Source organism: Streptomyces sp. NRRL F-5727 (genome assembly GCF_000719555.1).
Taxonomy (GTDB): domain Bacteria; phylum Actinomycetota; class Actinomycetes; order Streptomycetales; family Streptomycetaceae; genus Streptomyces.
The window spans coordinates 38,433-62,309 of the sequence record NZ_JOGX01000031.1 but is presented as its reverse complement, the minus strand read 5'-3'; the positions used below and the strand labels follow the sequence as shown (position 1 = coordinate 62,309).

Here is a 23,877-nt window from a genome sequence, read left to right as displayed (position 1 = left end):
CACCAGGAGGTCAGGACCTACCAGGCGAACGCCTCCGGCGAGGGGCCCGGGCCCGGGAAGATCTCGTCCAGCTCCGCCAGGAGCTCGTCCGACAGCTCCAGCTCCAGCGCGCGCAGGGCGCCCGCCAGCTGCTCCGGGGTGCGCGGGCCGACGATCGGGCCGGTCACGCCGGGGCGGGTGAGCAGCCAGGCCAGGCCGACCTCGCCGGGGGCGAGACCGTGCTTGTCGAGCAGGTCCTCGTACGCCTGGAACCGTGCCCGCTTCGCCGGGTCCGCGAGCGTCTCCGCCGCGCGGCCCTCGGTGCGCCGCTTGCCCTCGGTCTCCTTCTTCAGGACGCCGCCGAGCAGACCGCCGTGCAGCGGCGACCAGGGGATGACCCCGAGGCCGTACTCCTGGGCGGCCGGGATGACCTCCATCTCGGCGCGGCGCTCGAAGAGGTTGTAGAGGCACTGCTCGCTGACCAGGCCGACCATGCCGCGGCGGGCGGCGGCCTCGTTCGCCTGGGCGATCTTGTAGCCGGGGAAGTTGGAGGAGCCGGCGTAGAGGATCTTGCCCTGCTTGATGAGGACGTCGATCGCCTGCCACACCTCGTCGAAGGGGGTGGCGCGGTCGACGTGGTGGAACTGGTAGACGTCGATGTAGTCGGTGCCGAGCCGCTTGAGGCTGGCGTCCACCGCGCGACGGATGTTGAGGGCGGAGATCTTGTCGTGGTTCGGCCACGCCTCGCCGTCGGGGCCCATGTTCCCGTACACCTTGGTGGCGAGGACGGTCTTGTCGCGGCGGCCGTCGCCCTTGGCGAACCAGGAGCCGATGATCTCCTCGGTGCGGCCCTTGTTCTCACCCCACCCATACACGTTGGCCGTGTCGAAGAAGTTCAGGCCGGCGTCGAGCGCCGTGTCCATGATCGCGTGACTGGTGGCCTCGTCGGTCTGCGGGCCGAAGTTCATCGTGCCGAGGACGAGGCGGCTGACCTTGAGTCCGGTGCGTCCGAGCTGCGTGTACTCCATGAGTCACCAGCCAACTGCTTCGAGCGCGCTCGAAGCAAGGGATGACCGCCGTTACTGACCGACCACGGAGGTCAGCGCGATCACCGCGAACATCAGTACGAGCACACCGGCCATGATCCGGTTACGAGTCTTCGGGTCCACCCCACGAGGTTAACCTGCCCCCGCCGCCCCTCCCGCTCCGCCCTCCAGCGGCCAGGCGGCCACCGTCTCGTACCGGGGCTGCTCCCCCGGCGCCCCGCCCACCGGCAGGTTCGAGCGGACCAGGGCCAGCTCGCCGACCTGCCAGCGGGTGCCCTCGAAGGAGTGGAGCGCTTCGAGGAAGGGGGTCAGGGGGACGCCCTCGCCGCGGGCGCGGGCGATCGTCAGATGGGCCTGGTAGCGGCGGTGCTCCTCCATCGGGATCCCGGCCCGGCGGGCCGCCGCGTCGGCGCGCTCGGCGAGCAGCCGCATCCCGTCCAGGTCCCCGGCGGCGCCGGTCCACAGGGCGCGCCGCCCGAAGTGGCCGCCGCCGTGCAGCCGCAGTCCGAACGGCGGGGTGCGGTGGGCGGCCCGGGCCAGCCGGGCGTGCAGGTCCGGCAGCAGGGCGTCGTCGACCTCGCCCATGAACGCGAGGGTGAAGTGCCAGCCCGGGCGGGAGGTCCAGCGCAGGGCGTCGGCCCCGGGCAGGGCGTGGAGCCCGTCGACGACGGCACCCAGTTCGGCGAGCCGCGCGGCGGGCGGCAGGACGGCGGCGAAGAGCCTCATGGGCGCCAGTCTGGCAGTTCCGGGGCTCGGTTAGCCTCGCCGGATGGAGACCCACGCGATCAACATCAGGCGCGGGGGGCCGGCGGACCTGCCGGCCGTCCTCGCGATACTCGACAGCGCCGTCGTCTGGCTCAACGGCCGGGGGATCACCGCCCAGTGGGGCACCACCCCCTTCACGTCCCGTCCGGCGACGGTGGAGCACGTGGGGCGGGTGATGGGCGAGGGCGAGCCGTGGATCGCGGAGGTCGACGGCGTCCCGGCCGGGACGCTCACGCTGACCCCGCACCCCGGGGCGTACGTGCCGCCGGCCGGCGAGCCGGAGCGGTACGTGCGCTACCTCGCCACCGACGGGCGGTTCCACGGCCTCGGGGTGGGCGCGGCGCTGCTCGCCCACGCGGCGGAGGAGACCCGCCGCGCGGGCGTCTCGCTGCTCCGCGTGGACTGCTTCGCGGGCAGCGAGGGGCGGCTCGTGGCGTACTACGAGCGGCAGGGCTTCACCCGTACCGATCCGTTCACGGTCGACGCGTGGCCGGGCCAGGTCCTGGAGATGCGGGTGTGAGCACGGCCGGGCCCGCGGCTCAGCTGTGGAAGGTGATGTAGCCGTTGCCGTCGCGGTCGTTCGCGCTCTTGGTGTAGGAGTGCGTGTCGGCGTAGGCGCCGCCCGGCTTGATCAGCTTGATCGTGTCCCTGTCGTTGTTCCAGATGAAGTTGCAGTTCTGGCGGTAGGCGACGTTGTTCGCGTCGGACTCGGTGCCCTTGCCGCCGCGCAGCTTCACGTGGTCGCCGGGCTCCAGGTAGTGGTCGATGCGGAAGGTGTAGCTGTTACCGACCGCGTCCTTGACGACGTACCCCTTGAGGTTGACCCGCGCCGTCCGGGAGAAGTTCTTGATCGTCACGTACTCGGCCTTGGTGTTGCCGGTCGTGCAGCTGTTGTTGTCGGTGCCCGGGGCGTCGTACTGGACGCCGGCGACCTTCAGGGCCGAGGAGTACTCGGTGGCCTGGGCCGGGGTGGCGACGAGGGCGCCGGTCAGCGCGCCGGCGAGGACGGTCGCGGCTATGACGGGACGGATGGAGCGGTTGCGCAAGGGAACCCCCCTTGTGGTGCCTGTGTTTGACGGCTCAACATACACAGGATCTCCACATCGGCGTGGCGGACCGTTCGTATCAGGACGGAACGCGCCGGCGGGGCGGGGGGGGGGGGGGGGGCCCCCCCCCCCCCCCCCCCCCCCCGCCACGGAACGGAACGGTCCGGATCAGGCCGCCGCGGCCAGCCGCTCCGGTGCGACGCGCGGGACGAAGCGGAGGCTCGGGTGGCCGTGACGCCAGGCCATCGCGAGCTTCAGGTTGCCGATCCGGGCCAGGATCAGGCCGATGACGGCCGCCGCGGCGAGCGAGACCAGGCCGCCCGTCGCGAAGCCGACGCGGGCGCCGTACGTGTCGGTGACCCAGCCGAGCAGCGGGGCGCCGATCGGCGTACCGCCCGCGAAGACCATCATGTAGAGGCTCATCACCCGGCCCCGCATGACCGGGTCGGTCGCCATCTGGACGGCCGAGTTGGCGGTGATGTTCACGGTGAGGCCGATCATGCCGATCGGCACGAGCAGCAGCGCGAAGAGCCAGAACGACGGCGAGAACGCCGCCGCGATCTCCAGGGCGCCGAAGACGCCCGCGGCGATCACCAGCATCCGCAGCCGGGTCGAGCCGCGGCGGGCCGCGAGCAGGGCGCCCACGAGGGAGCCGGCCGCCATCAGCGTGTTGAGGAGGCCGTAGCCGCCGGCGCCGACGTGGAAGACCTCCCCGGAGAAGGCGGTCAGCCAGATCGGGAAGTTGAAGCCGAAGGTGCCGACGAAGCCGACGAGGACGATCGGCCAGATCAGGTCCGGCCGGCCCGCCACGTATCGCAGGCCCTCCCGGAGCTGGCCCTTGCCGCGCGGGGCGCGCTCCACCTTGTGGAGTTCGCCCGGGCGCATCAGCCAGAGGGCGGCCAGCGGGGCGAGGAAGGAGAGGCCGTTGATGAGGAAGGCCCAGCCGCTGCCGACTCCGGCGATCAGGACGCCGGCGACGGCGGGGCCGACGAGCCGGGCGGACTGGAAGTTGGCCGAATTGAGCGAGACGGCGTTGCGGAGCCGGTCGGGGCCGACCATCTCGGAGACGAAGGACTGCCGGGCCGGGTTGTCGACGACCGTCACCATGCCGAGGAGGAAGGCGATCAGGTAGACGTGCCAGACCTGCACCTGTCCGGAGAGGGTGAGCGCGGCGAGCGCGAGACCGCACAGGCCGAGGGCGGCCTGGCTGATCAGCAGCAGGCGTCGCTTCGGGTAGCGGTCGGCGACGACTCCGCCGTAGAGGCCGAAGAGGAGCATCGGCAGGAACTGCAGGGCCGTGGTGATGCCGACGGCGGCGGCCGAGCCGGTGAGGCTCAGGACCAGCCAGTCCTGGGTGATCCGGGCCATCCACGTACCGGTGTTGGAGACGATCGCTCCGGTGAAGAACAGCCGGTAGTTCCGGATCGAGAGGGAGGAGAAGGTTCCCCTGGGGGACCTCTCGCGCCCGCGGGTGTCGAGGGTGGGTTTATGGACGGGTGCGGAGTCTGCTCCGGGTCCCGTGCTCAAAGTGCGTCGCCTCCTTGGCGCTCGGTTTCAGAGATGGGCGAGCTTCTCCAGGACGGGAGCGGCCGCGCGCAGTACGGCCCACTCGTCCTCGTCCAGACCCTCGGCGAGGGAGGCCAGCCAGGCGTTCCGCTTGCGGCGGGCGTCCTCGAGCATGGCCTCGGCCCTCTCGGTCTGGCTGACCACCTTCTGCCGGCGGTCGTCGGGGTGCGGCTCGAGCCGGACCAGTCCCTTGGCTTCGAGCAGGGCGACGATGCGGGTCATCGACGGCGGCTGGACGTGCTCCTTGCGGGCCAGCTCACCGGGGGTGGCGGAGCCGCAGAGGGCCAGGGTGCCGAGCACCGACATCTCGGTGGGGCTCAGCGACTCGTCGACGCGCTGGCGCTTGAGGCGCCGGCTCAGCCGCATCACGGACGAGCGCAGCGCGTTCACGGCCGCGGCGTCGTCGGCGGTGCCGTGGGACAGGTCAGGCATGTAGTTAGCCTAACTCATTACTCTCGCTAAGGACCACTTGAGGGGGCGCGTGTCGCACGCGTCACGTCGGTCCAGGTCACGGCTCGATATCCATGCATCACCCAAATGAGTGAGCCGGATCCGGAAAGTGACGCAAAGAGGCCCCGGCAGCCCCGACCCTGAACGACATGGGATCGACAGTGCTCAGCCTGCGCATCGACAGTGAGCTGCTCGACCGGCTCAAGGGTCACGCCGCCAGAAGAGGAATGAGCGTCCAGGACTATGTCGTCCGGACGCTCATTCGAGAGGACTTCGACGAACGGTTCAAGACCGCCGTCGAGGAGACGGAGAGGTTCTACGGGGCGGAGCCGGAGCCTCCCGGCGCCGGCGCCGCCCCGCACGATCAGGTCAGGCCCAGCGCCGGCATCGCGTAGTAGAAGACGAAGATCGCCGACACGACGTACATGGCCACCGGGACCTCGCGGCCCCGGCCGGCCGCGAGCCGCAGCACGCTGAAGCTGATGAAGCCGATGCCGATGCCGTTCGTGATCGAGTACGTGAACGGCATCATCACCATGGCCAGGAACGCCGGCACCGCGATGGTGTAGTCGCTCCAGTCGATCTCCTTGATCGACCCGGCCAGGATCAGGAAGCCCACCGCGAGCAGCGCGGGGGTCGCCGCCTGCGACGGCACCATGGTCGCGAGCGGCGTGAGGAACAGCGCCACCGAGAACAGACCGCCCGTGACGACCGAGGCGAGACCCGTGCGGGCGCCCTCGCCGACGCCCGCCGTGGACTCCACGAAGCAGGTGGTGGCCGAGGAGGAGGTCGCGCCGCCGGAGGCGACCGCGAGGCCGTCGACGAGCAGGACCTTGTTGATGCCCGGGAAGTTGCCGTCCTTGTCGATCAGCTTGGCCTCGTCGCCGACGCCGAGGATCGTGCCCATGGCGTCGAAGAAGCAGGACAGCAGGACGGTGAAGACGAAGAGGACGCCGGTCAGCAGGCCGACCTTGTCGAAGCCGCCGAACAGGCTGACCTCGCCGACCAGGCCGAAGTCCGGGGAGGCGACCGGGTTGCCGGGCCACTCCGGGGTGGTCAGGCCCCAGGACGGGACGGTCGCGACCGCGTTGATCACCATCGCGACGATCGTCATGACGACGATCGAGATGAGGATCGCACCCGGCACCTTGCGGATGATCAGGGCGAGGGTGAGCAGGGTGCCCAGGATGAAGACGAGGACCGGCCAGCCGTTGAGGTGCCCGTCGGAGCCGAGCTGGAGCGGGACGGTGGTGTGCGCGGCGTCGGGGATGCGGGAGACGAAGCCCGAGTCGACGAGGCCGATCAGCATGATGAAGAGGCCGATGCCGATCGCGATGCCCTTGCGCAGGCCGACCGGGACGGCGTTCATCACGCGCTCGCGCAGACCGGTCGCGACGAGCAGCATCACGACGATGCCGGCGAGGACGACCATGCCCATGGCGTCCGGCCAGGACATCCTGGGCGCGAGCTGGAGGGCGACGACCGTGTTCACGCCGAGGCCGGCGGCGAGCGCGATCGGCACGTTGCCGATGACACCCATGAGGAGCGTCGAGAAGGCCGCCGTCAGGACCGTGGCGGTGACGAGCTGGCCGCCGTCGAGCTGGTGCCCGTACATGTCCTTGGCGCTGCCGAGGATGATCGGGTTCAGCACGATGATGTAGGCCATCGCGAAGAAGGTGGCGAAACCGCCGCGGACCTCGCGGGCGACGGTGGAGCCGCGCTCGGAGATCCGGAAGAAGCGGTCGAGGGCCGAGGTCGGTTCCTGGGGGACCTTCGGCTCGGGGGCAGGGGCCTTGGCGGCGGCCGTGGTGCTCATGGGGGTGGGGTTCCTCTTCGGGAAGAAGTCCAGAAGGTGTCTTTTGGCGGTTCATACGAGGGAAACCCGCCATAGGCAAACCGTTTCAGTATGAACACATGAACGAGCGGGAGTCCATCTCCGCGCGTAGACCCGGAAACGGCCCGCCTAGACTGAGCCACATGACTGGTCTTTCATCGGGATCACCGAAGCACGAGGCACCCGAGCCCCTGGAGGGCCCTGTCGTCGGAACGATCACCGGCGGAACGATCCTCTGGTTCGTCCTCTTCCTGGTCCAGGTCCCCTTCTACGGCTGGTTCGCCGACCGGGACCTCACCTGGTGGGTGTGGACCTGCCTCGCCGGCGGCGGCCTCGGCCTGATCGGCATCTGGTACGTCCGCAAGCGCGACGCGGCGATCAAGCGCCACCGGGCGGCGCAGGCGTCCGACGCGTAGCACCAGGGGACGATTCCGCTCCTCCCACGGTCGGATCCTGCCGCTTCCCGGCAGGTGAACGATCGATTCCGGTCGTACCGTCGAAACCATGACTCAGCGGGCGCAGATCGACACGGGCGGCGGCGGAACCGGGGACCACCCGGGCACCCTGGCGGAGAGCGAACCGCCCGTCGTCCACCGGCCCGCCGGACTCACCACCGCCGAGGTCGCCGAACGGGTCGCCCGCGGCGAGGTCAACGACGTCCCCGTCCGCAGCTCCCGCTCCACCACCGACATCGTCCGGGCCAACGTCTTCACCCGCTTCAACGCGATCATCGGCGTCCTCTGGGTGATCATGCTGATCGTCGCCCCGATCCAGGACAGCCTCTTCGGCTTCGTGATCGTCGCCAACACCGGCATCGGCATCATCCAGGAGCTCCGCGCCAAGAAGACCCTCGACGGGCTCGCCGTCATCGGCGAGGCGAAACCCACCGTCCGCCGCGACGGCCGCGCGACCGGCGTCTCCACCTCCGAGATCGTCCTCGGCGACCTCATCGAGCTCGGCCCCGGCGACAAGGTCGTCGTCGACGGCGTCGTCGCCGAGGCCGACAGCATGGAGATCGACGAGTCGCTCCTCACCGGCGAGGCCGACCCCGTCGTCAAACGCCCCGGCGACCCCGTCATGTCCGGCTCCTTCGTCGTCGCCGGCGGCGGCGCCTTCACCGCCACCAAGGTCGGCCGGGAGGCGTACGCGGCGCAGCTCGCCGAGGAGGCGTCCCGCTTCACCCTCGTCCACTCCGAGCTGCGCTCCGGCATCTCCACGATCCTCAAGTACGTGACGTGGATGATGGTCCCGACCGCGATCGGCCTGATCATCAGCCAGCTCGTCGTCAAGGACAACGACCTCAAGAACTCCATCGCCCGGACCGTCGGCGGCATCGTCCCGATGATCCCCGAGGGGCTCGTCCTGCTCACCTCCGTCGCCTTCGCGATCGGGGTGATCCGGCTCGGCCGGAAACAGTGCCTGGTGCAGGAGCTGCCGGCCATCGAGGGCCTGGCCCGGGTCGACGTCGTCTGCCTCGACAAGACCGGCACCCTCACCGAGGGCGGCATGGACGTCACCGAGGTCCGCCTCCTGAACGGCTCCGACGAGGGGTACGTACGCAAGGTGCTCGGCGCCCTCGGCGAGTCCGACCCGCGCCCCAACGCCTCCCTCCAGGCCATCATCGACGCCTACCCGGAGACCGAGGAGTGGCGCTGCACCGAGTCGCTGCCCTTCTCCTCCGCCCGCAAGTACAGCGGCGCCGCGTTCAGCGAGGGCGACGGCGAGGACTCCACCTGGCTGCTCGGCGCCCCCGACGTCCTCCTCCCGGCCGGCGACCCGGCCCTCGCGGAGATCGACCGGCTGAACGAGCAGGGCCTGCGGGTCCTGCTGCTCGCCCGTACCGTCCACGAGCTCGACTCCCCCGACGTCGCGAAGGACGCCCGGGCCACCGCCCTCGTCGTCCTCGAACAGCGGCTGCGGCCCGACGCCGGCGACACCCTCGCCTACTTCGCCGACCAGAACGTGGCCGCCAAGGTCATCTCCGGCGACAACGCGGTCTCCGTCGGCGCGGTCGCCGGCAAGCTCGGCCTGCCCGGCGCCGCGACCACCGTCGACGCCCGCACCCTGCCCGCCGACCGGGAGGAGATGGCGCGGGTCCTCGACGAGAACGCGGTCTTCGGCCGGGTCACCCCGCAGCAGAAGCGGGACATGGTCGCCGCGCTCCAGTCCCACGGGCACACGGTCGCCATGACCGGCGACGGCGTCAACGACGTCCTCGCCCTGAAGGACGCCGACATCGGCGTCTCCATGGGCTCCGGCTCCGAGGCCACCCGGGCCGTCGCCCAGATCGTCCTCCTGAACAACTCCTTCGCCACCCTGCCGTCGGTGGTCGCGGAGGGCCGCCGGGTCATCGGCAACATCACCCGGGTGGCGACCCTCTTCCTCACCAAGACGGTCTACTCGGTGCTCCTCGCGATCCTGGTGGTCGTCAGCCAGATCGAGTACCCCTTCCTCCCGCGGCACCTCACCCTGCTCTCCACCCTGACGATCGGCGTCCCCGCCTTCTTCCTCGCCCTCGCGCCCAACAAGGAACGGGCGAAACCGCACTTCGTCCGGCGGGTCATGCGGTACGCGATCCCCGGCGGCGTCGTCGCCGCGGCGGCCACCTTCACCACGTACCTGCTCGCCCGCCACCACTACAGCGGCGCGGACGCGCTCGGCGCCGAGACCAGCGCCGCGACCCTCACCCTCTTCCTGGTCTCCATGTGGGTCCTCGCGATCATCGCCCGCCCCTACACCGTGTGGCGGCTCGCGCTCGTCGCCGCGATGGGCGGCGCCTTCCTCCTCGTCCTCGTCGTCCCCTGGCTCCAGGACTTCTTCGCCCTCAAGCTCGTCGGCACGACCATGCCGTGGGCGGCCGTCGTCATCGCCGCGGCGGGCGCGGCGGTCCTGGAGGTCGCCTGGCGGTGGGTCGACCGCAGGTTCCCCGCCTGACGGGCCGGGCGGCGCGGGAAGCGGGAGGATGGTGGGACAGGGACTCGCCAAGGGGGCGTCATGTCTCGTATCGAAGAATCCATCGACATTGCCCGCCCGCCCGAGGACGTCTACACCTACCTCATGGATCCCGGGCACATGCCCGAGTGGCAGGAGAGCGCCGTGGCGGCGCGGCGGCTCGACGAGGGAGACCTGCGGGTCGGGTCGCGGTTCCGGGTGCGGCGGCGGTTCGGGCGGCGCGAGATGCCCATGACCATGGAGGTCACGGAGCTCACGCCGCCGCGCAGCTGGCACTTCCACGGCGTCGACGGGCCCGTGCGCGGCGACGTCCAGGGCACCCTCGAACCGCTCGGCGACGGCAGCAGCTCCCGTCTGACGCTGTCGCTCGACTTCGAGGGCCACGGGGTCGGCAAGGCGCTGGTGCCGCTCGTCGTCCGCCCGCGCGTCCGGAAGGAGATGCCGCGGAACGAGGCGCACCTGAAGGAGCTGATGGAGTCCGGGTCCGCCCGCTAGGGACGGACCCGGGGGCGGTCAGTCGAACCAGCGGTCGCGGGCCAGCTCCGCCGTGCGGGTGGGGTCCTCCAGGAGGGCCGCCACCTCGAAGCGGCGGGGCCACTGGCGGGTGGCCCAGGCCAGGGCGGCGGCGACGCCCTCCAGGGTGGCGGCGTGCAGGGTGCCGTCGGGGGTGCGGCGCCAGTCGAGCTCGACGCCGCCCGCCCGCAGCTCCTCGTGCTCCAGGTACGTGGCGGGGGTGCTCGGGCCCAGGAGGGCGTGGACCGAGGCCGGGACCTCGTGCTCCTCGCCCTCCGTCGTCACCTCCGCCTCGACCGCCTCGCTGAGGCGGCGCACCTGGAGGAGCTCCGCCAGGTCGGCCGCCCGGGACGGGGAGACCGGGAGGAGCGGGAGGCCCTCGGTGAGCGGCAGGAGGTCGGGCGCGTCCGCGACCAGCGCCTCCGCCGCGTCGACCACCACCAGTTCGCCGTCGACCACCGCGCGGAGTTCGTCGGGGAGGGTGACCTGGTCGGGGTCGAGGTCGGCCAGCGCCGTGTACAGGGCGTGCAGCTGCGGCCCGGTGACCTCGCGGTCCGGGTCGGCCAGGCGGGCCAGCAGCTCCGCCGCGCCGCCGGGCTCGTCGAGGAGGGTCGCCACCGAGGTACGGACGCCGAGGGCCCGCAGGACCTGCTCGTCCTCGAAGCCGGTCGCGTCGGCGGGGTCGTACAGGCCGGCGAGGAGCGGGTCGGAGCCGGCCGCGCGGAGGCCGGCGGGGCGGCGGCCGCCGAGGACCGGGTGGTCGCGCAGCCACCAGGCCGTGTAGGGGCGGACCGTCTCCGTCGTGCCGTCCGGGAGGAGGACCCGTACGGGCTGGATCAGGGCGTCCCGCAGCGGCGGCCGGGCCAGCAGGGCGAGCGCCTGCGGCCAGGCGTCGTCGTCGACCAGGTCCAGGTCCCGGACCGCCACGATCTCCGTCGCCACCGGCGGCACCACGGCCTCCGGCAGCCGGTCGAGGACGTCCTCGCACCACACGTCGACGGCGTCCAGGAGGCCCGCGTCGTCCGGCTCCGGGAAGTCGCCCTCGCGGGGCTCCAGGTCGTCGGGGTCGAGGACCAGGTCGGCGGCGCGGACGAGTGCGAAGTTCGCGAGGACGCCGCAGGCGGCCAGCGGGCCCTCGCCCCAGCGGGCGGCCAGCTCCGCGTCGACGTGGGCGAGTTCGCCCTCGCGCATGACGGCGTCGAACGCCGAGCCCGGCATCACGAGTTCACCCGCGGGAGTGAGCTCGCCGTCCTCGTCGGGGAGGGCGAGCGCGGCCAGCCACGGCTCGTCGCCGGGCTCCAGGTCCGCGTCCCGTACGAGCCCGAGGACGGTCTCGACGAGCTCGTCCGGGTCCAGCTCCGGCTCGTCCGGGTTCCAGTACTCGTCCGCCTCGACGGAGGCGGCGACGGCGCCCCGGACGTGCGGGGTCGTCAGGACGGCGCGGGGCGTGGCCGGGAAGGCGCCCAGCTTCTCCAGGAGCGGGTGCACGGCCTCCCGGTGGGCCACCTTCAGGCCGAGGCGGGTCAGCTGGGGCGGGGTGCCCTCCTGCGGCAGCAGGACCTGCCGTGGGCCGATCGCCGTCCGGCCCGAGTCCAGCGGTACCGGCAGGCCGGTGAGCCGGTCCGGGTCCACGCCGGCGAGGGAGTCGTAGAGCCGCCACCACCAGCCCGGCGCCCGCTCCACGCCCGCCAGCCGGTCCACCGCCTCGGTCAGCGGCACCCGGCCCACGCCGAGCGTCCGCAGCTCGGGACGGCGCTCCAGGCCGGCCGGGAGCAGCCCCGGGAACACCTCGGCGAGGACCGCGACCGTCTCCGCGCCCGCGCCCTCGACGACCTCCGCCTCGATCGGGCGGAGCGCCGGCACGTCCTCGGAGGCGACGGCCGGGGCGAGGAACGCGACGCGCGGCAGCCGGTCCAGGATCGCCTCCCGCAGCGCCCCGTCGAGGGGGCCCTTGCCGAGCGGGCCGGGCACGAGGTCGAGCGCCCCGCTCGTCACCGGCCGCCAGTCGGCGAGGAGTTCGGCGTACGCGTCGGCGGCCCGCTGCACCAGGAAGTCCGTCAGCGGCCCCGGCGCGGGGTGCCGGCGGGTGGGGTCGAGCGGCAGGGAGGCGATCAACAGGGCGGGGATGCCGAGCGGTTCGTCGGTGGGCGTCGGCGCGTGCACGACGGGTGCGGTGCGCGGGTAGCGGGGGGCGCCGTCGCCGTCGACCGGTACGGCCCAGGTCACCGACCAGTGCGGGCGCAGCCGTTCCTCGACCGGGCGGTCCTTGAGGAGGCCCGTGTCGAGGGGGCCGGTGTGGGTGACGGTCCGCCAGTGGTTCGGGGCGTCGGCGGCCGAGTCCTCGATCCGGACGTAGCCGTCGGCGTCGGAGCGGGTCAGCGTGCGTACCCCGTCCGGGGTCTCCACGACGATCTCGGCGAGACCCGGAAGAGTGAGCAGCAGTGCGTCGTCGACGCCGGCGAGGAGCCGTTCGGCGAGGTCGTGCGCGGCGGCGTCGCGGAGCGGGAGGACGACGACGGTGTCGTACCCCTCGGGCGCGGTGCCCTCGGCGGGCAGCGGCAGCCGCAGGAGGGGTACGTGGCCGTCCCTGCGGCGCAGTTCGTCGCCGAGGCCCGGGCTGTGGCGGGCGACGCCCGCGGCGAGTTCGCGGGCCTCCGCGAGGGACCAGCGGACGCCGCCGTGCCGGCCGAGGACGGCCGGCTCGTCGGAGACGGCGAGGACGGCGGCGAAGCCGACGCCGAAGCGGCCGACGGTCGTGGCGGTGTCGGTCCCGGCCCCGGTCTCGGCGCGCTTGGCGGAGGCGCGGAGCGTGGACAGCGACTCGACGCCGGCCGCGTCCAGCGGGGCGCCGGTGTTGGCGGCGGCCAGCACGGCGGGGCTGTCCGCGTCGGCCGGGTGCAGGGTGAGGCGCAGCCGGCCGGTGGTGCGGGCGCGGGCGGCGGCGTCGGCGGCGTTCTGGGCGAGTTCGACGACGAGGCGGTCGCGGTAGCCGCCGAGGGCGAGGTCCTCCTCGGCGTTGGCGTCCTCACGGAAGCGGGCGGGGGAGGCGGCCCAGGCGTCCAGGACGCCTCTGCGGAGTCGGGCGGTGCCGAAGGGGTCGCTTCCGTCGGTCGTGGTCCGGACGGTGACGCTCACGTCTGACTCCAGTCTGCTGTGCGGGTCCTTCGGTGCCGCGAAGTTACCGCGCCGGTCCGTCCCCCCTGGGCGCGGGGCGCGCCGGTCGCGCGGGCACCGCGCGGACAGCCCCGCCCCGCCTCCCGTGTGGGCAGGCGTGGGCGCGGCCCCCGACGGGGGCGCGGCACGCAGCGAGGGGCGGACCCCGGCGGGTCAGGAGTGGCCGAGGTCTTCGGAGGTGGGGTCCGGGGGGGTCACCGAGCCGGAGTCGGCGGGCGGGTGGAGGGGGAAGGCGTCGACGGCCGTCGAGTCGAGGACCGGCTCCGCGGGCCGCGGCGGCGTCGGCATGACCGCCGCCTCCGAGTGCCCGCCGCAGCCGTACGCGAGGGAGACCACCCGGCCGTCCGCCGGGGACAGCTCGTTGGCGCAGAGGCCGAAGGACTGGCTCAGCGAGCCGGACAGGGGGATCAGGAAGGCGCAGGACTGGCAGGTGGCGGGCGCAGCCTGGGCCATCGGGGTGCGGGGGCCGAAGGACTCGTCCCAGCGGTCGGCGGCGATCCGGAGGCCGTACCGGGAGAGGACCCGGGCCCGGCCCATGCCGAGCTCGTCGGCGACGGCGGCGATCGCGCCGCGCGTGGGCGTCCGGGCGGTGACCTCGGCGTCCTCCGCGTCGAGGTGGTCCGCGAGGTCGGAGGAGACGGCGGAGTTCGGCGGCGGGGCGTCCTCGCCGGTGTAGCCGGGCTCCAGGCGCGGGTCGTCCTGCTCGGTGGGGAGGAGGTCGCCGGGGCCGAGGTCGCCGGGGCGCAGCCGCTCGCTCCACGGCACCCATTCGGGCGCGAGGAGGGCGTCGGAGCCGGGCAGCAGGACGGTTTCGTCAAGCGTGACGTTCTTGGCGCGGGAGGCGCGGGTGACGGTGACGGCCCAGCGCCAGCCGCGGTAGCCGGGCTCCTTGCACTCGAAGAAGTGCGTGACGACCCGGTCGCCCTCCGCGACGACGCCGGAGTGCTCGCCGACGACGCCGGGGGCGGCGGCCTCCTCGGCGGCCTCCCGGGCGAGGTCCACGGCCTCGGCGCAGAGGCGGTCCGGGGCCGGGGTACGGCTGGCTCGCGGGGTACGCGGGGTACGGTCTCGCGTCGTCGCAGCACTCACTGGTATCGCTTCTCTCCTACGCCGTCTCACGGGTGCGCCGGCCGAGGTCCGGAAGCGAGGCTCCGGGAGCGGGGCGGGCGGAGCGGACCAGAGGGCCGCATCGACGTCCGCACCCGACCGGTCTCACACGTCTCGGGCACACCTATCGTCATCCATTCTGCGGGATGCCGAAGGGGCGCGCGGCCGAGAGGAACCGCCGGTGGCGCGCTACGCACGCTACCCCGTTCGCGGGCCTGGGCCCACCTGCGCGCCCCAAGTGACCCGGATCGAGCCCGGGAGCGCACGCCGATCCCGCCCCCGTCCCGGCGTGTCCCCCGGGCGGAGGACGGGCCCGGGACGGGCCGAGGGGGCGGGCCGGGGGCGGGGGGCGACACCCCGTGGGGCCGCGGGCTCGGTTCGGGCGGGCGGCGGGTGGGGCACTATGAGGTGGTGGCAGCCGCACGGTCCTCCGGTCGCTCCCAGGATCGTCCCGGGCCGCTCCGCCGAGCGGGCCGGGCGATGGGACGTGCGCTGCACCTGCCGTTCACGGGGACGGCGCGGGGGATCCGGCGGGCGACGCACGCGCACGGGGCCGGCGAGTCCGGGCTCGGGAAGCTGATCGAACTGCACGCGGTGAACGGCGCCGGCGACATGATGATCACCGTCGCGCTGGCGTCGACGGTGTTCTTCTCCGTGCCGACCGACGAGGCCCGCGGCCGGGTCGCGCTCTATCTCGCCATCACGATGGCCCCGTTCACGCTGCTCGCGCCGGTCGTCGGGCCGCTCCTGGACCGGCTGCCGCACGGGCGGCGGGCGGCGATGGCGGCGGCGATGGGCGCCCGGGCGGTGCTGGCGCTGGTGATGTCGGGGCTGGTCGTGACGGGCGGGCTCGCGCTGTATCCGGCGGCGCTCGGGGTGCTGGTGGCGTCGAAGGCGTACGGGGTGGTGCGGAGCGCGGTGGTGCCCCGGCTGCTGCCGCCGGGCTTCTCGCTGGTGAAGGCGAACTCGCGGGTGACGCTCGCCGGGCTGCTCGCGACCGGGATCGCCGCGCCGGTCGGGGCGGGGCTCCAGCTGATCGGGGCGCGGTGGCCGCTGTACGGGGCGTGCGCGCTGTTCCTGCTGGGCGCGTACTGGGCGGTGCGGATGCCGCACAAGGTGGACTCGGCGAAGGGTGAGCGGCGGGCGCACCTGCTGACGCACGGCGAGAAGAAGCCGAGTCTGCGGACGGTGGGGCCCGCGGTGCTGCACGGGCTGCAGGCGAACGCGGCGCAGCGGATGCTCTCCGGGTTCCTGATCTTCTTCCTGGCGTTCCTGCTGCGCGAGCATCCGCTGTCGGGGCAGTCGGCGGCGGTGTCGCTGGGGATCGTCGGGGTGGCGGCGGGGGTGGGGAACGCGTGCGGGACGGCGGCCGGGTCGCTGCTGCGGGACCGGGGGCACCGGCCGGAGGTGATCATCGCCGCGATGATCACGACGGTGCTGGCGACGGCGGTGTGCGCCGCGGTCTTCTTCGGCGGGGTGATGGTCGCGGTGCTGGGCGCGGTCGCCGGGCTGACGCAGGCGCTGTCGAAGCTGTCGCTGGACGCGCTGATCCAGCGGGACGTGCCGGAGGTGGTGCGGACCTCGGCGTTCGCCCGGTCCGAGACGGCGCTGCAGATGGCGTGGGTGGTGGGCGGCGCGCTGGGGATCGCGATGCCGCTGAACGGGACGGCGGGGATGGCGGTGGCCGCCGGTTTCCTGGCGATCGGCGCGCTGCTCGCCGTACGGGGCCTGCTGTCCTCGCGCGGCCCGGGCACCTCCGACCGCCCGCAGCGGGCGAAGGTCGCCTGACCCCGCCCGTACGGCCCCGGGGTCCGGGTCCTCCGGGCGGCCCGTGCGCGGCACGCCGTACCCCCGCGTGGCAGCGGCGCGGCGGCCCGATAGCCTTCGGCTCATGACCGTTGCGTTCTTCTCCGGCTCGCGCCGCCGGGCCGCCGTCGCCCTCGGGGCCGTCTCCGCCGGGCTCCTCGTCCTCACCGCCTGCGATAAGCCGACTCCGATCGCGACCGTCACGGTCGGGACCGAATCGATCAACTCCGAGGCCGCCTGCTACAACGACGGCGACCCCATCAAGGAGTCCGACGTCCAGAAGTGCCTGAACAAGAAGGCCGAGAAGTCGATCACCGTCGCCATGGACGACAAGGTCCGCTTCGGTGTGGACCCGGAGATCGCCGACAACGGCTGGACCATCTTCCTCGGCGGCCAGCAGGCCGAGCCGGAGCCGTACAAGAAGACGTACCGGACCATCCCGGCCAGCGCGTTCTTCTCCAGCCAGACCGGCGAGGCGACCGACGAGACGCAGGTGACGATCGTCGAGAACACCGGCAAGACGCTCACCGGCATCTGGCACTTCAAGCTGAAGAAGGAATCCTGATCCTCCGGTGCACCGCCGGATCCTGATCGTGACGGCCGTGGCGGCGGAGGCGGACTCCGTCGCCGGCGGTCTCACGACGCCCGCCCGCCCGGGCGGGGAGCCTCCCGTGCCGGGTGGCCTTCCGCCGCGCCGGTACGAGGACGCGGACGTCCTCGTGGGCGGGGTCGGGCCCGCCGCCGTCGCCGCCGCGACGGGGGCCGCGCTGACCCGCGCCGCGCTCGCCGGCGAGCCGTACGGGCTGGTCGTCTCCGCCGGGATCGCCGGCGGTTTCCCGGGCCGCGCCCCGCTCGGCTCGCTCGTCGTCTCCGACGCGATCGTCGCCGCCGACCTGGGCGCCGACACCGCCGACGGGTTCGTGCCCGTCGAGGAGCTGGGCTTCGGCCGCTCCGTCCACCACGTGCCCGCCGGTCTCACCGGGCCCGTCGCCGCCGCGCTCGCGGCCGCCGGGCTCCCGCACACCACCGGGACGGTGCTGACCGTCTCCACCGTGACCGGCACCGCCGCCCGCGCCGAGCAGCTCGCCGCCCGCCACCCGGGGGCCGCCGCCGAGGCGATGGAGGGCTTCGGGGTCGCCGAGGCCGCCGCCGCGCACGGCACGCCCGTCCTGGAGCTGCGGGCCGTGTCGAACGCCGTCGGGCCCCGCGACCGCGCCGCCTGGCGGATCGGCGACGCCCTGGAGGCCCTGCGGCACGCCGTGACCGCACTCGAATCGACCCTGTCGGAGGCCCGGCCGTGCAGCTGAAGATCGCCTACTCGCCCTGCCCGAACGACACCTTCGTCTTCGACGCCTGGGCGCACGGCCGCGTCCCCGGCGCCCCGCGCCTGGACGTCACCTTCGCCGACATCGACGTCACCAACGGCTGGGCGGAGGGCGGCACCGACTCCCACGACGTCCTGAAGGTGTCGTACGCGGTCCTGCCGTGGATCCTCGACGAGTACGCGCTGCTGCCCTGCGGCGGCGCCCTCGGGCGGGGCTGCGGGCCGCTGGTGCTGACCCGCGAGCCGGGCCTCGACCTGCGGGGGAGGACGGTCGCGGTGCCGAGCGAGCGCTCGACCGCGTATCTCCTCTTCCGGCTGTGGGCGGCCGAGACCGTGCCCGGCGGGGTCGGCGAGGTCGTCGTGATGCCGTTCCACGAGATCATGCCGGCCGTCCGGGACGGCAAGGTCGACGCGGGGCTCGTCATCCACGAGGCCCGCTTCACGTACGCGTCGTACGGGCTGCACCGGCTCGCCGACATGGGCGAGCACTGGGAGTCCACCACCGGGCTGCCGATCCCGCTCGGCGCGATCGTCGCCCGCCGCTCGCTCGGCGCGGAGACGCTGCGGCTGCTCGCCGACTCCGCCCGGAGCTCGGTGCGGATGGCGTGGGACGACCCGGAGGTGTCGCGGCCGTACGTCATGGAGCACGCGCAGGAGATGGACCCGAGGGTCGCCGACCAGCACATCGGGCTGTACGTGAACGAGTTCACCGCCGACCTCGGCGAGGCCGGTTACGCGGCGGTCCGGGGGCTGCTCACCCGGGCCGCGGCCGAGGGACTGGTGCCGCCCCTCGGCCCGGACGCGCTGTCCTTCCCGTGAGGCCCTACACGTCGAGCTGGTCCGCGACCGCCCGCAGCAGGCCCGCGATCTTCTTGCCGGCCGCCTTGTCGGGGTACCGGCCGCGCTCCAGCATCGGCGTGATGTTCTCCAGGAGCGTCGTCAGGTCCTGCACGATCGACGCCAGTTCGTCGGGCTTGCGGCGCTGCGCCGCCGCCACCGACGGGGTCGGGTCGAGGACCGTCACCGAGAGCGCCTGGTCACCCCGCTGACCGGCGACGACCCCGAACTCCACCCGCTGGCCCGGCTTCAGTGCGTCGACTCCGGCAGGGAGCACCGACGAGTGCACGAAGACGTCACCGCCGTCATCGCGGGAGAGGAAGCCGAAGCCCTTCTCGCTGTTGAACCATTTGACCTTGCCGGTAGGCACGTCTGTCCCTCGTCCTCGTTGACTCGTCGGGGTAAAAGAAACAGCGGGTCGACAGGCCCGCCGGCACCAAGGCTAATGCTCCGGGGGCCTGTGACAAGACGCCGCCGAAGTGTTCCTCCGCCCAGGGAACTACCCTGGCCGAATGCGCAGTGAAACCCCTACAGGACCGGTGGACGATTCCGCGCCGGGCGACGGACTCGTCAAGGCGGGGGTCGTGGTCTTCGCGGTCGGGGCGGTCGCGACGCTGGTCACCGTGGCCCCGCTCTTCCTCGGGACCGATCCCTTCCCGACCGTCGCCTACCTGGTGTCGATGCTGATGGGCGTCGGTTTCGCGCTCGCCGCCGCCGGGGTGCTCCGCTCGGTCGCGGCGCAGCGGCGGCAGGCGCGGCGGGGACGGTCGGCGGCTTAGCCGAGGTACGTCTTCCACCAGCCGCGGAAGTCCGTCAGGTCCCCCAGGACCACGTCGGCGCCCGCCTCGCGGAGCTCCTCGGGGCTGCACGGGCCGGTCGCGACGGCCACCGACAGGGCGCCGGCGGCCTTCGCGCCGCGGACGTCGCCGGTGTGGTCGCCGACGTACACGGAGGCGCCGTGGGCGCGCAGGGCCTCCGCCTTGCCCTCGGCGAACAGGCCGCCGACGACCGCGTCGGGCTCGATGCCGAGGTGGGCGAAGTGCTGCTCGGCGTGCGGGCCGTTCTTGGCGGTGACGACGAGGGTCCGGCCGCCGGCCTCCCGTACGGCGTCGAGGGCGTCGCGGGCGCCCGGCATGGGGACGGTCGGCGCGAAGGCGTGGACGCCGTAGAGGGTGCGGTAGCGGGCGGTCATCTCGGTGACCTGGTCGGCGGGCACCCAGTGGGCCATCTCCTGCTCCAGCGGCGGGCCGAGCCGGCTGACGACGAGGTCGAAGTCGACCTCGACGCCGTACCGGGCGGCGAACGTCTCCCAGGTGAGGCGGATGCCGGGGCGGGTGTCGAGGAGGGTCAGGTCGAGGTCGAAGCCGACCGTGAGCGGGCCTGCGGGAGCGTTCGTCGTCATGGGTGACATTGTGCCCGGGTGTTCGAATTCGGCGGCTGCTTAGACTGAGCCAAGCCTTACCGAACCGCCTTCTCGCCCGATGGGTGCACATGACAGCCGCTTTCCGTTCCAGACGGGTCCTCGCGACCTCGGCGGCCGTCGTCGCCCTGCTCCTCGCCGTCCTCCTCAGCCTCGCCGTCGGCGCCCGGCCGATCGCCCCCGGCACCGTCCTCGACGCGCTCCTGCACGGCGCCGGCGGCGACGACGCCGAGGTCGTCCGGGAGCTCCGCGTCCCCCGCACCGTCATCGGGCTGATGGTCGGCGCCGCCCTCGCGCTCGCCGGCACCGCCCTCCAGGGCATCACCCGCAACCCCATCGCCGACCCCGGCATCCTCGGCATCAGCCAGGGCTCCTCGGTCGCCGTCGTCCTCGCCATCGCCTTCCTCGGCGTGCACAGCCTCTCCGGCTACGTGTGGTTCGCCTTCGCCGGCGCCGCGCTCGCCTCGGTCGCCGTCTACGCGATCGCCTCCAGCGGCCGCGGCGGCGCCACCCCCGTGAAGCTGGCCCTCGGCGGCGCGGCGATCAACGCGCTGCTGCTGTCCGTGACGACCGGCGTGCTCACCACGAAGGCCGCCGCCCTCGACGAGTTCCGGTTCTGGCAGACCGGCTCCCTGGACGGACGCGACGCCGCCACGATCGGACAGATCTGGCCGTTCCTGCTGCTCGGCGCCGTCCTCGTGCTGGCCGTCGCCCGCGGCCTCGACGCGCTCGCGCTCGGCGAGGACGTCGCCAGGGGCCTCGGGCAGAAGGTCGCCACCGTCCGGATCGTCGGCGGCCTCGGCGCGACCGTCCTCACCGGCGCGGCCGTCGCCGCCGCCGGCCCCATCGCCTTCGTCGGCCTCGCCGTCCCCCACATCGCCCGGGCCGTCGTCGGCTCCGACCACCGGTGGGTGCTGCCGATGGCCGCGCTCATCGGACCCGTGATGGTGCTCGTCGCCGACGTCGCCGGCCGGATCGTCTTCCCGCCCGGCGAGGTCCCCGCCGGCGTCATGACCGCCCTCATCGGCGTGCCGTTCCTGGTGACCCTGGTCCGGCGGAAGGCGGTGCCGGCGTGAGCCTCACCAAGACCGCCGGCGTGCGGCCCGCCGGATACGGGCTCGTCCGCACCGGACCCGCCTCCTTCCTCGTCCACCGGCGCTCCGTCCTCGCCGCCGGCGCGCTGCTCCTGCTGCTCGCCGCGGCCTCCGTCGCGTACCTCTGCGTCGGCGAGAAGACCCTCGCCCCCGGCGAGGTCCTGACGATCCTCACCGGCGGCGACTCCCCCGCCGCGTTCGTCGTCGAGGAGCTGCGCGTGCCGCGGCTCGTCACCGCGCTCGCCGTCGGCGCCGCCTTCGGCATCGCCGGCGCGCTCATCCAGACCGTCGCCCGCAACCCGCTCGCCTCGCCCGACATCATCGGCATCAGCCAGGGCGCCGGCGCGCTCACCGTCGCCGCCATGACCTTCGGCCTCGCCTCGTACACGGTGCTGCCGTACCTGTCGATCGCCGGCGGCGTCCTCGCCGCCGCGCTCGTCTACGTCTTCGCCTGGCGCGGCGGACTGCACGCCACCCGCTTCGTCCTCATCGGCATCGGCTTCGCCATCGCCCTCCGGTCCCTCATCACCCTCTTCATGACCAAGGGCGACTACCTCGTCGCCCAGCAGGCGCAGATCTGGATGACCGGCTCGCTCAACGGGCGCGGCTGGGAGGAGTCCGCGCCGGTCCGCTGGACGCTGTTGCTCCTGCTGCCCGCCGTGCTGTGGGCCGCCCGCGCCCAGCGGACCGTCGCCCTCGACGACGCCACCGCGACCGCGCTCGGCGTCCGCCTCGGGCGGGTCCGGCTCGGGCTCGTCGCGGTGGGCGTCGTCCTCGCCTCCGTCGCGACCGGCGTGGCCGGGCCCGTCGACTTCGTCGCGCTGCTCGCCCCGCAGATCGCCCGCCGGGTGACGCGCACCGCGCAGATCCCGCTGTTCTGCTCGGCGCTGCTCGGCGCGCTGATCGTCACCGCCGCCGACCTCGCGGGACGGCGGCTGTTCTCCCCGGTGGAACTGCCGGTGGGTGTCCTCACGGCGGCGGTCGGCGCCCCGTATCTGATCTGGCTCATCGTCCGGAGCCGCACGGGAGAGAAGGCATGAGCAGACTGACGGCCCGCGGGCTGACCCTCGCCTACGAGAACCGGGTCGTCGTCGAGGACCTCGACCTCGCGGTCCCCGACGGCAAGGTGACCGTCATCGTCGGCCCCAACGCCTGCGGCAAGTCCACCACCCTGCGCGCCCTCGGCCGGCTCCTCAGGCCGGTCCGCGGCGCGGTGCTGCTCGACGGGGAGGAGCTGGCGAAGCTCCCCACGAAGGCCATCGCCCGCTCGATCGGCCTGCTGCCGCAGACGCCCGTCGCGCCCGAGGCCATCACCGTCGCGGACCTCGTCGCCCGCGGCCGGCAGCCGCACCAGGCGTGGTGGAAGCAGTGGTCCGAGGAGGACGAGCGGGCCGTCACGGAGGCCATGGCCCGCACCGACGTGGCCGCCCTCGCCGACCGGTCCGTCGACGAGCTGTCCGGCGGGCAGCGGCAGCGCGTCTGGATCGCGATGGCCCTCGCCCAGGAGACCGATCTGCTCCTCCTCGACGAGCCCACCACCTACCTGGACATCGCGCACCAGGTCGAGGTCCTCGACCTGGTCCGCCGCCTCAACCGCTCGCGCGGGCGGACCGTGGTCCTCGTCCTCCACGACCTGAACCAGGCCGCGCGGTACGCGGACCACCTCATCGCGATGAAGGCCGGACGGGTCGTCACCCAGGGCCCGCCGGCCGAGGTCGTCACGGACGCCATGGTCCGGGACGTCTTCGGCCTGCCGGCCGTCGTCGTCCCCGACCCGGTGACCGGCTCCCCGCTCGTCGTCCCCGGCGCGCCCTGGGAGGACCGGGACTCAGCCGCGGCGGGCGCGGTGGACCAGATAGAGGGCTGACAGCAGGGCGGCCGCCCGCAGGGTCCAGGGCCAGGTGTCGGCGAGGGCCGCGCTCAGGGCCTCCGGCGGGAGCGGGTCGCCCCAGCGGCCGTCCCGCCGGCCCCACAGCCAGGCGGCGGAGCCCGCCGCGGCGAGACCCGGGAGGACCAGGACGGCCGTCTTGACCTGGCCCGGGGTCAGCCGGCGGGAGCCGTACGCGATCAGCCATCCGCCGGCCAGGGCGAGCAGCCAGCCGAACGCCGCGCCCGCGACCAGCAGCAGCGCGGCGAGCAGCAGGAAGGGATGGGCGACGCCCCGGCGCGCCGGGGCCGCGGCCTCCTCCTCCGGCTCCTCCTCCGCCGCCTCCGGCTCGGGGCGGCGCCTCCGCAGGATGCGGGCCAGCCGGCGGGCGCGGCCCACCGGGGCCGGCGCCTCCTCGGGCTCGTCCTCCTCCGGCGCCTCGGGCTCCGGCGGGCGGAAGAGCTCCCATGCCTCCACGCCGCCGACGAAGCCGGGCACCATCGGGTCCAGGTCGCCGCCGGGCTCGACCGGCTCGCCGTGCCACCAGCCGCGGGGGTGGGGGACGGGGGCGGGTTCTTTCCGGAGCGGGGACTCGGTGCCGGTGCCGGTGCTGGAGCTGGAGCCGGTGCCGGTGCTGCTGGAGCCGGTGCCGGTGCTGCTGGTTCTGCCGGTGCCGGTGCTGCTGGAGCCGGTGCCGGTGCTGCTGGTTCTGCTGGTGCCGGCGCCGGCGCCGGTCGCGGTGTCGGTGTCGGACCACCAGGCGCCGCGCTTCGGGCCGGGGGCCGGGGGCCGGGCGGGGGCCGGGGGCGTACCCCTCCTGCCCCCGCCGTCGCCGTCCTTCGCCCTCGCCACGACCTCGTCCGGGGTGCCCAGGTCGCCGAGGATGCCCCGGACGGCGGACGGGGACTCCTCGCCGTACGTGGCGCGGCGGCGGTCGATCTCGTCGCGGAGGCCCGCCACCAGGGCGCTGCGGTCGCCCGGCGGGAGCTGCCGCTGCTGGGCCAGGTCGCCGACCTCGCTCAGGTAGTCGAAGACCATCCGGTCGCTCTCGATGCCCACGCCGCCCCTCCACCGTCCGGCCGAACGCCGTCCCGGTC

General features: G+C 73.7%; 24 protein-coding genes. 13 read left to right on the top strand and 11 right to left on the bottom strand.

Annotation, left to right across the window (positions count from 1 at the left end; all coding sequences use genetic code 11):
• Positions 1–17: 17 nt before the first annotated feature.
• On the bottom strand, positions 18–1,007 hold the full coding sequence (locus IF73_RS0121585; RefSeq protein ID WP_031010549.1) for an aldo/keto reductase: 990 nt from the start codon (positions 1,005–1,007) through the stop codon (positions 18–20).
• A gap of 150 nt (positions 1,008–1,157) precedes the next feature.
• Entirely contained in the window at positions 1,158–1,751 is a 594-nt protein-coding gene (gene thpR, locus IF73_RS0121575; RefSeq protein WP_031010548.1) for an RNA 2',3'-cyclic phosphodiesterase, read from the bottom strand.
• Between the two features lie 43 nt (positions 1,752–1,794).
• Here thpR and IF73_RS0121570 point away from each other — a divergent pair, with 43 nt between their 5' ends.
• The gene (locus tag IF73_RS0121570; RefSeq protein ID WP_031010546.1) at positions 1,795–2,310 is read left to right on the top strand and encodes a GNAT family N-acetyltransferase; all 516 of its coding nucleotides are present in this window, start codon (positions 1,795–1,797) and stop codon (positions 2,308–2,310) included.
• A gap of 19 nt (positions 2,311–2,329) precedes the next feature.
• On the opposite strand, the gene IF73_RS0121565 is transcribed toward IF73_RS0121570, so the two are convergent.
• The 3 genes from IF73_RS0121565 to IF73_RS0121555 all read right to left on the bottom strand — a co-directional run bounded on the left by IF73_RS0121565 (position 2,330) and on the right by IF73_RS0121555 (position 4,834).
• Entirely contained in the window at positions 2,330–2,836 is a 507-nt protein-coding gene (locus IF73_RS0121565) for a lamin tail domain-containing protein (RefSeq protein WP_037879954.1), read from the bottom strand.
• 168 nt (positions 2,837–3,004) lie between these two features.
• A complete protein-coding gene (locus IF73_RS0121560; protein ID WP_031010543.1) occupies positions 3,005–4,363 on the bottom strand; it encodes an MFS transporter in 1,359 nt (452 codons plus the stop codon).
• Between the two features lie 27 nt (positions 4,364–4,390).
• Entirely contained in the window at positions 4,391–4,834 is a 444-nt protein-coding gene (locus IF73_RS0121555) for a MarR family winged helix-turn-helix transcriptional regulator (protein WP_031010539.1), read from the bottom strand.
• A 167-nt stretch (positions 4,835–5,001) separates the two neighbouring features.
• On the opposite strand from IF73_RS0121555, the gene IF73_RS0121550 reads away from it, so the two are divergent.
• Positions 5,002–5,247: a hypothetical protein gene (locus IF73_RS0121550; protein WP_031010537.1), complete on the top strand. Its 246-nt coding sequence runs from the start codon at positions 5,002–5,004 to the stop codon at positions 5,245–5,247.
• Here the strand turns inward: IF73_RS0121550 and IF73_RS0121545 are convergent.
• Entirely contained in the window at positions 5,217–6,668 is a 1,452-nt protein-coding gene (locus tag IF73_RS0121545) for an NCS2 family permease (protein WP_031010534.1), read from the bottom strand. The genes IF73_RS0121550 and IF73_RS0121545 overlap by 31 nt on opposite strands.
• A 161-nt stretch (positions 6,669–6,829) precedes the next feature.
• On the opposite strand from IF73_RS0121545, the gene IF73_RS0121540 reads away from it, so the two are divergent.
• The 3 genes from IF73_RS0121540 to IF73_RS0121530 all read left to right on the top strand — a co-directional run bounded on the left by IF73_RS0121540 (position 6,830) and on the right by IF73_RS0121530 (position 10,133).
• On the top strand, positions 6,830–7,102 hold the full coding sequence (locus IF73_RS0121540; RefSeq protein WP_031010532.1) for a DUF2530 domain-containing protein: 273 nt from the start codon (positions 6,830–6,832) through the stop codon (positions 7,100–7,102).
• An 88-nt stretch (positions 7,103–7,190) separates the two neighbouring features.
• On the top strand, positions 7,191–9,620 hold the full coding sequence (locus IF73_RS0121535) for an HAD-IC family P-type ATPase (RefSeq protein ID WP_031010524.1): 2,430 nt from the start codon (positions 7,191–7,193) through the stop codon (positions 9,618–9,620).
• 60 nt (positions 9,621–9,680) lie between these two features.
• Positions 9,681–10,133: an SRPBCC family protein gene (locus IF73_RS0121530; RefSeq protein ID WP_031010521.1), complete on the top strand. Its 453-nt coding sequence runs from the start codon at positions 9,681–9,683 to the stop codon at positions 10,131–10,133.
• Between the two features lie 18 nt (positions 10,134–10,151).
• On the opposite strand, the gene IF73_RS0121525 is transcribed toward IF73_RS0121530, so the two are convergent.
• Positions 10,152–13,298 (bottom strand): sacsin N-terminal ATP-binding-like domain-containing protein, encoded by a 3,147-nt coding sequence (locus IF73_RS0121525; RefSeq protein ID WP_051717109.1) that lies wholly within the window; start codon positions 13,296–13,298, stop codon positions 10,152–10,154.
• Between the two features lie 180 nt (positions 13,299–13,478).
• Positions 13,479–14,414, bottom strand: coding sequence for a DUF3027 domain-containing protein (locus IF73_RS0121520; RefSeq protein WP_031010517.1), 936 nt, complete (start codon positions 14,412–14,414; stop codon positions 13,479–13,481).
• A gap of 429 nt (positions 14,415–14,843) precedes the next feature.
• On the opposite strand from IF73_RS0121520, the gene IF73_RS0121515 reads away from it, so the two are divergent.
• The 4 genes from IF73_RS0121515 to IF73_RS0121500 all read left to right on the top strand — a co-directional run bounded on the left by IF73_RS0121515 (position 14,844) and on the right by IF73_RS0121500 (position 18,381).
• Positions 14,844–16,220 (top strand): membrane protein, encoded by a 1,377-nt coding sequence (locus tag IF73_RS0121515; protein ID WP_031010516.1) that lies wholly within the window; start codon positions 14,844–14,846, stop codon positions 16,218–16,220.
• Positions 16,221–16,323: 103 nt separating this feature from the next.
• Entirely contained in the window at positions 16,324–16,803 is a 480-nt protein-coding gene (locus IF73_RS0121510) for a hypothetical protein (RefSeq protein WP_031010515.1), read from the top strand.
• Positions 16,804–16,810: 7 nt separating this feature from the next.
• Positions 16,811–17,545 carry a futalosine hydrolase gene (locus IF73_RS0121505; RefSeq protein WP_037879947.1) on the top strand — a complete coding sequence of 245 codons (735 nt, stop codon included), beginning with the start codon at positions 16,811–16,813 and terminating at the stop codon, positions 17,543–17,545.
• Entirely contained in the window at positions 17,536–18,381 is an 846-nt protein-coding gene (locus IF73_RS0121500; RefSeq protein ID WP_031010512.1) for a 1,4-dihydroxy-6-naphthoate synthase, read from the top strand. The genes IF73_RS0121505 and IF73_RS0121500 overlap by 10 nt, the downstream gene beginning before the upstream one ends.
• Before the next feature lie 4 nt (positions 18,382–18,385).
• Here IF73_RS0121500 and IF73_RS42750 read toward each other — a convergent pair whose 3' ends face one another.
• The gene (locus IF73_RS42750; RefSeq protein WP_030497965.1) at positions 18,386–18,769 is read right to left on the bottom strand and encodes a cold-shock protein; all 384 of its coding nucleotides are present in this window, start codon (positions 18,767–18,769) and stop codon (positions 18,386–18,388) included.
• A 142-nt stretch (positions 18,770–18,911) separates the two neighbouring features.
• On the opposite strand from IF73_RS42750, the gene IF73_RS0121490 reads away from it, so the two are divergent.
• The gene (locus IF73_RS0121490; protein WP_031010509.1) at positions 18,912–19,178 is read left to right on the top strand and encodes a hypothetical protein; all 267 of its coding nucleotides are present in this window, start codon (positions 18,912–18,914) and stop codon (positions 19,176–19,178) included.
• Here IF73_RS0121490 and IF73_RS0121485 read toward each other — a convergent pair.
• Entirely contained in the window at positions 19,175–19,810 is a 636-nt protein-coding gene (locus IF73_RS0121485; RefSeq protein ID WP_031010507.1) for an HAD family hydrolase, read from the bottom strand. The genes IF73_RS0121490 and IF73_RS0121485 overlap by 4 nt on opposite strands.
• 80 nt (positions 19,811–19,890) lie before the next feature.
• On the opposite strand from IF73_RS0121485, the gene IF73_RS0121480 reads away from it, so the two are divergent.
• The 3 genes from IF73_RS0121480 to IF73_RS0121470 are packed head-to-tail and all read left to right on the top strand — an operon-like array spanning position 19,891 to position 22,780.
• A complete protein-coding gene (locus IF73_RS0121480) occupies positions 19,891–20,895 on the top strand; it encodes a FecCD family ABC transporter permease (protein ID WP_031010506.1) in 1,005 nt (334 codons plus the stop codon).
• A complete protein-coding gene (locus tag IF73_RS0121475; protein WP_031010504.1) occupies positions 20,892–21,953 on the top strand; it encodes a FecCD family ABC transporter permease in 1,062 nt (353 codons plus the stop codon). Before IF73_RS0121480 ends, IF73_RS0121475 begins: the two co-directional genes overlap by 4 nt.
• Positions 21,950–22,780 (top strand): ABC transporter ATP-binding protein, encoded by an 831-nt coding sequence (locus IF73_RS0121470; protein ID WP_031010503.1) that lies wholly within the window; start codon positions 21,950–21,952, stop codon positions 22,778–22,780. The genes IF73_RS0121475 and IF73_RS0121470 overlap by 4 nt, the downstream gene beginning before the upstream one ends.
• On the opposite strand, the gene IF73_RS0121465 is transcribed toward IF73_RS0121470, so the two are convergent.
• On the bottom strand, positions 22,742–23,839 hold the full coding sequence (locus IF73_RS0121465; protein WP_031010502.1) for a hypothetical protein: 1,098 nt from the start codon (positions 23,837–23,839) through the stop codon (positions 22,742–22,744). The genes IF73_RS0121470 and IF73_RS0121465 overlap by 39 nt on opposite strands.
• Positions 23,840–23,877 lie beyond the last annotated feature (38 nt).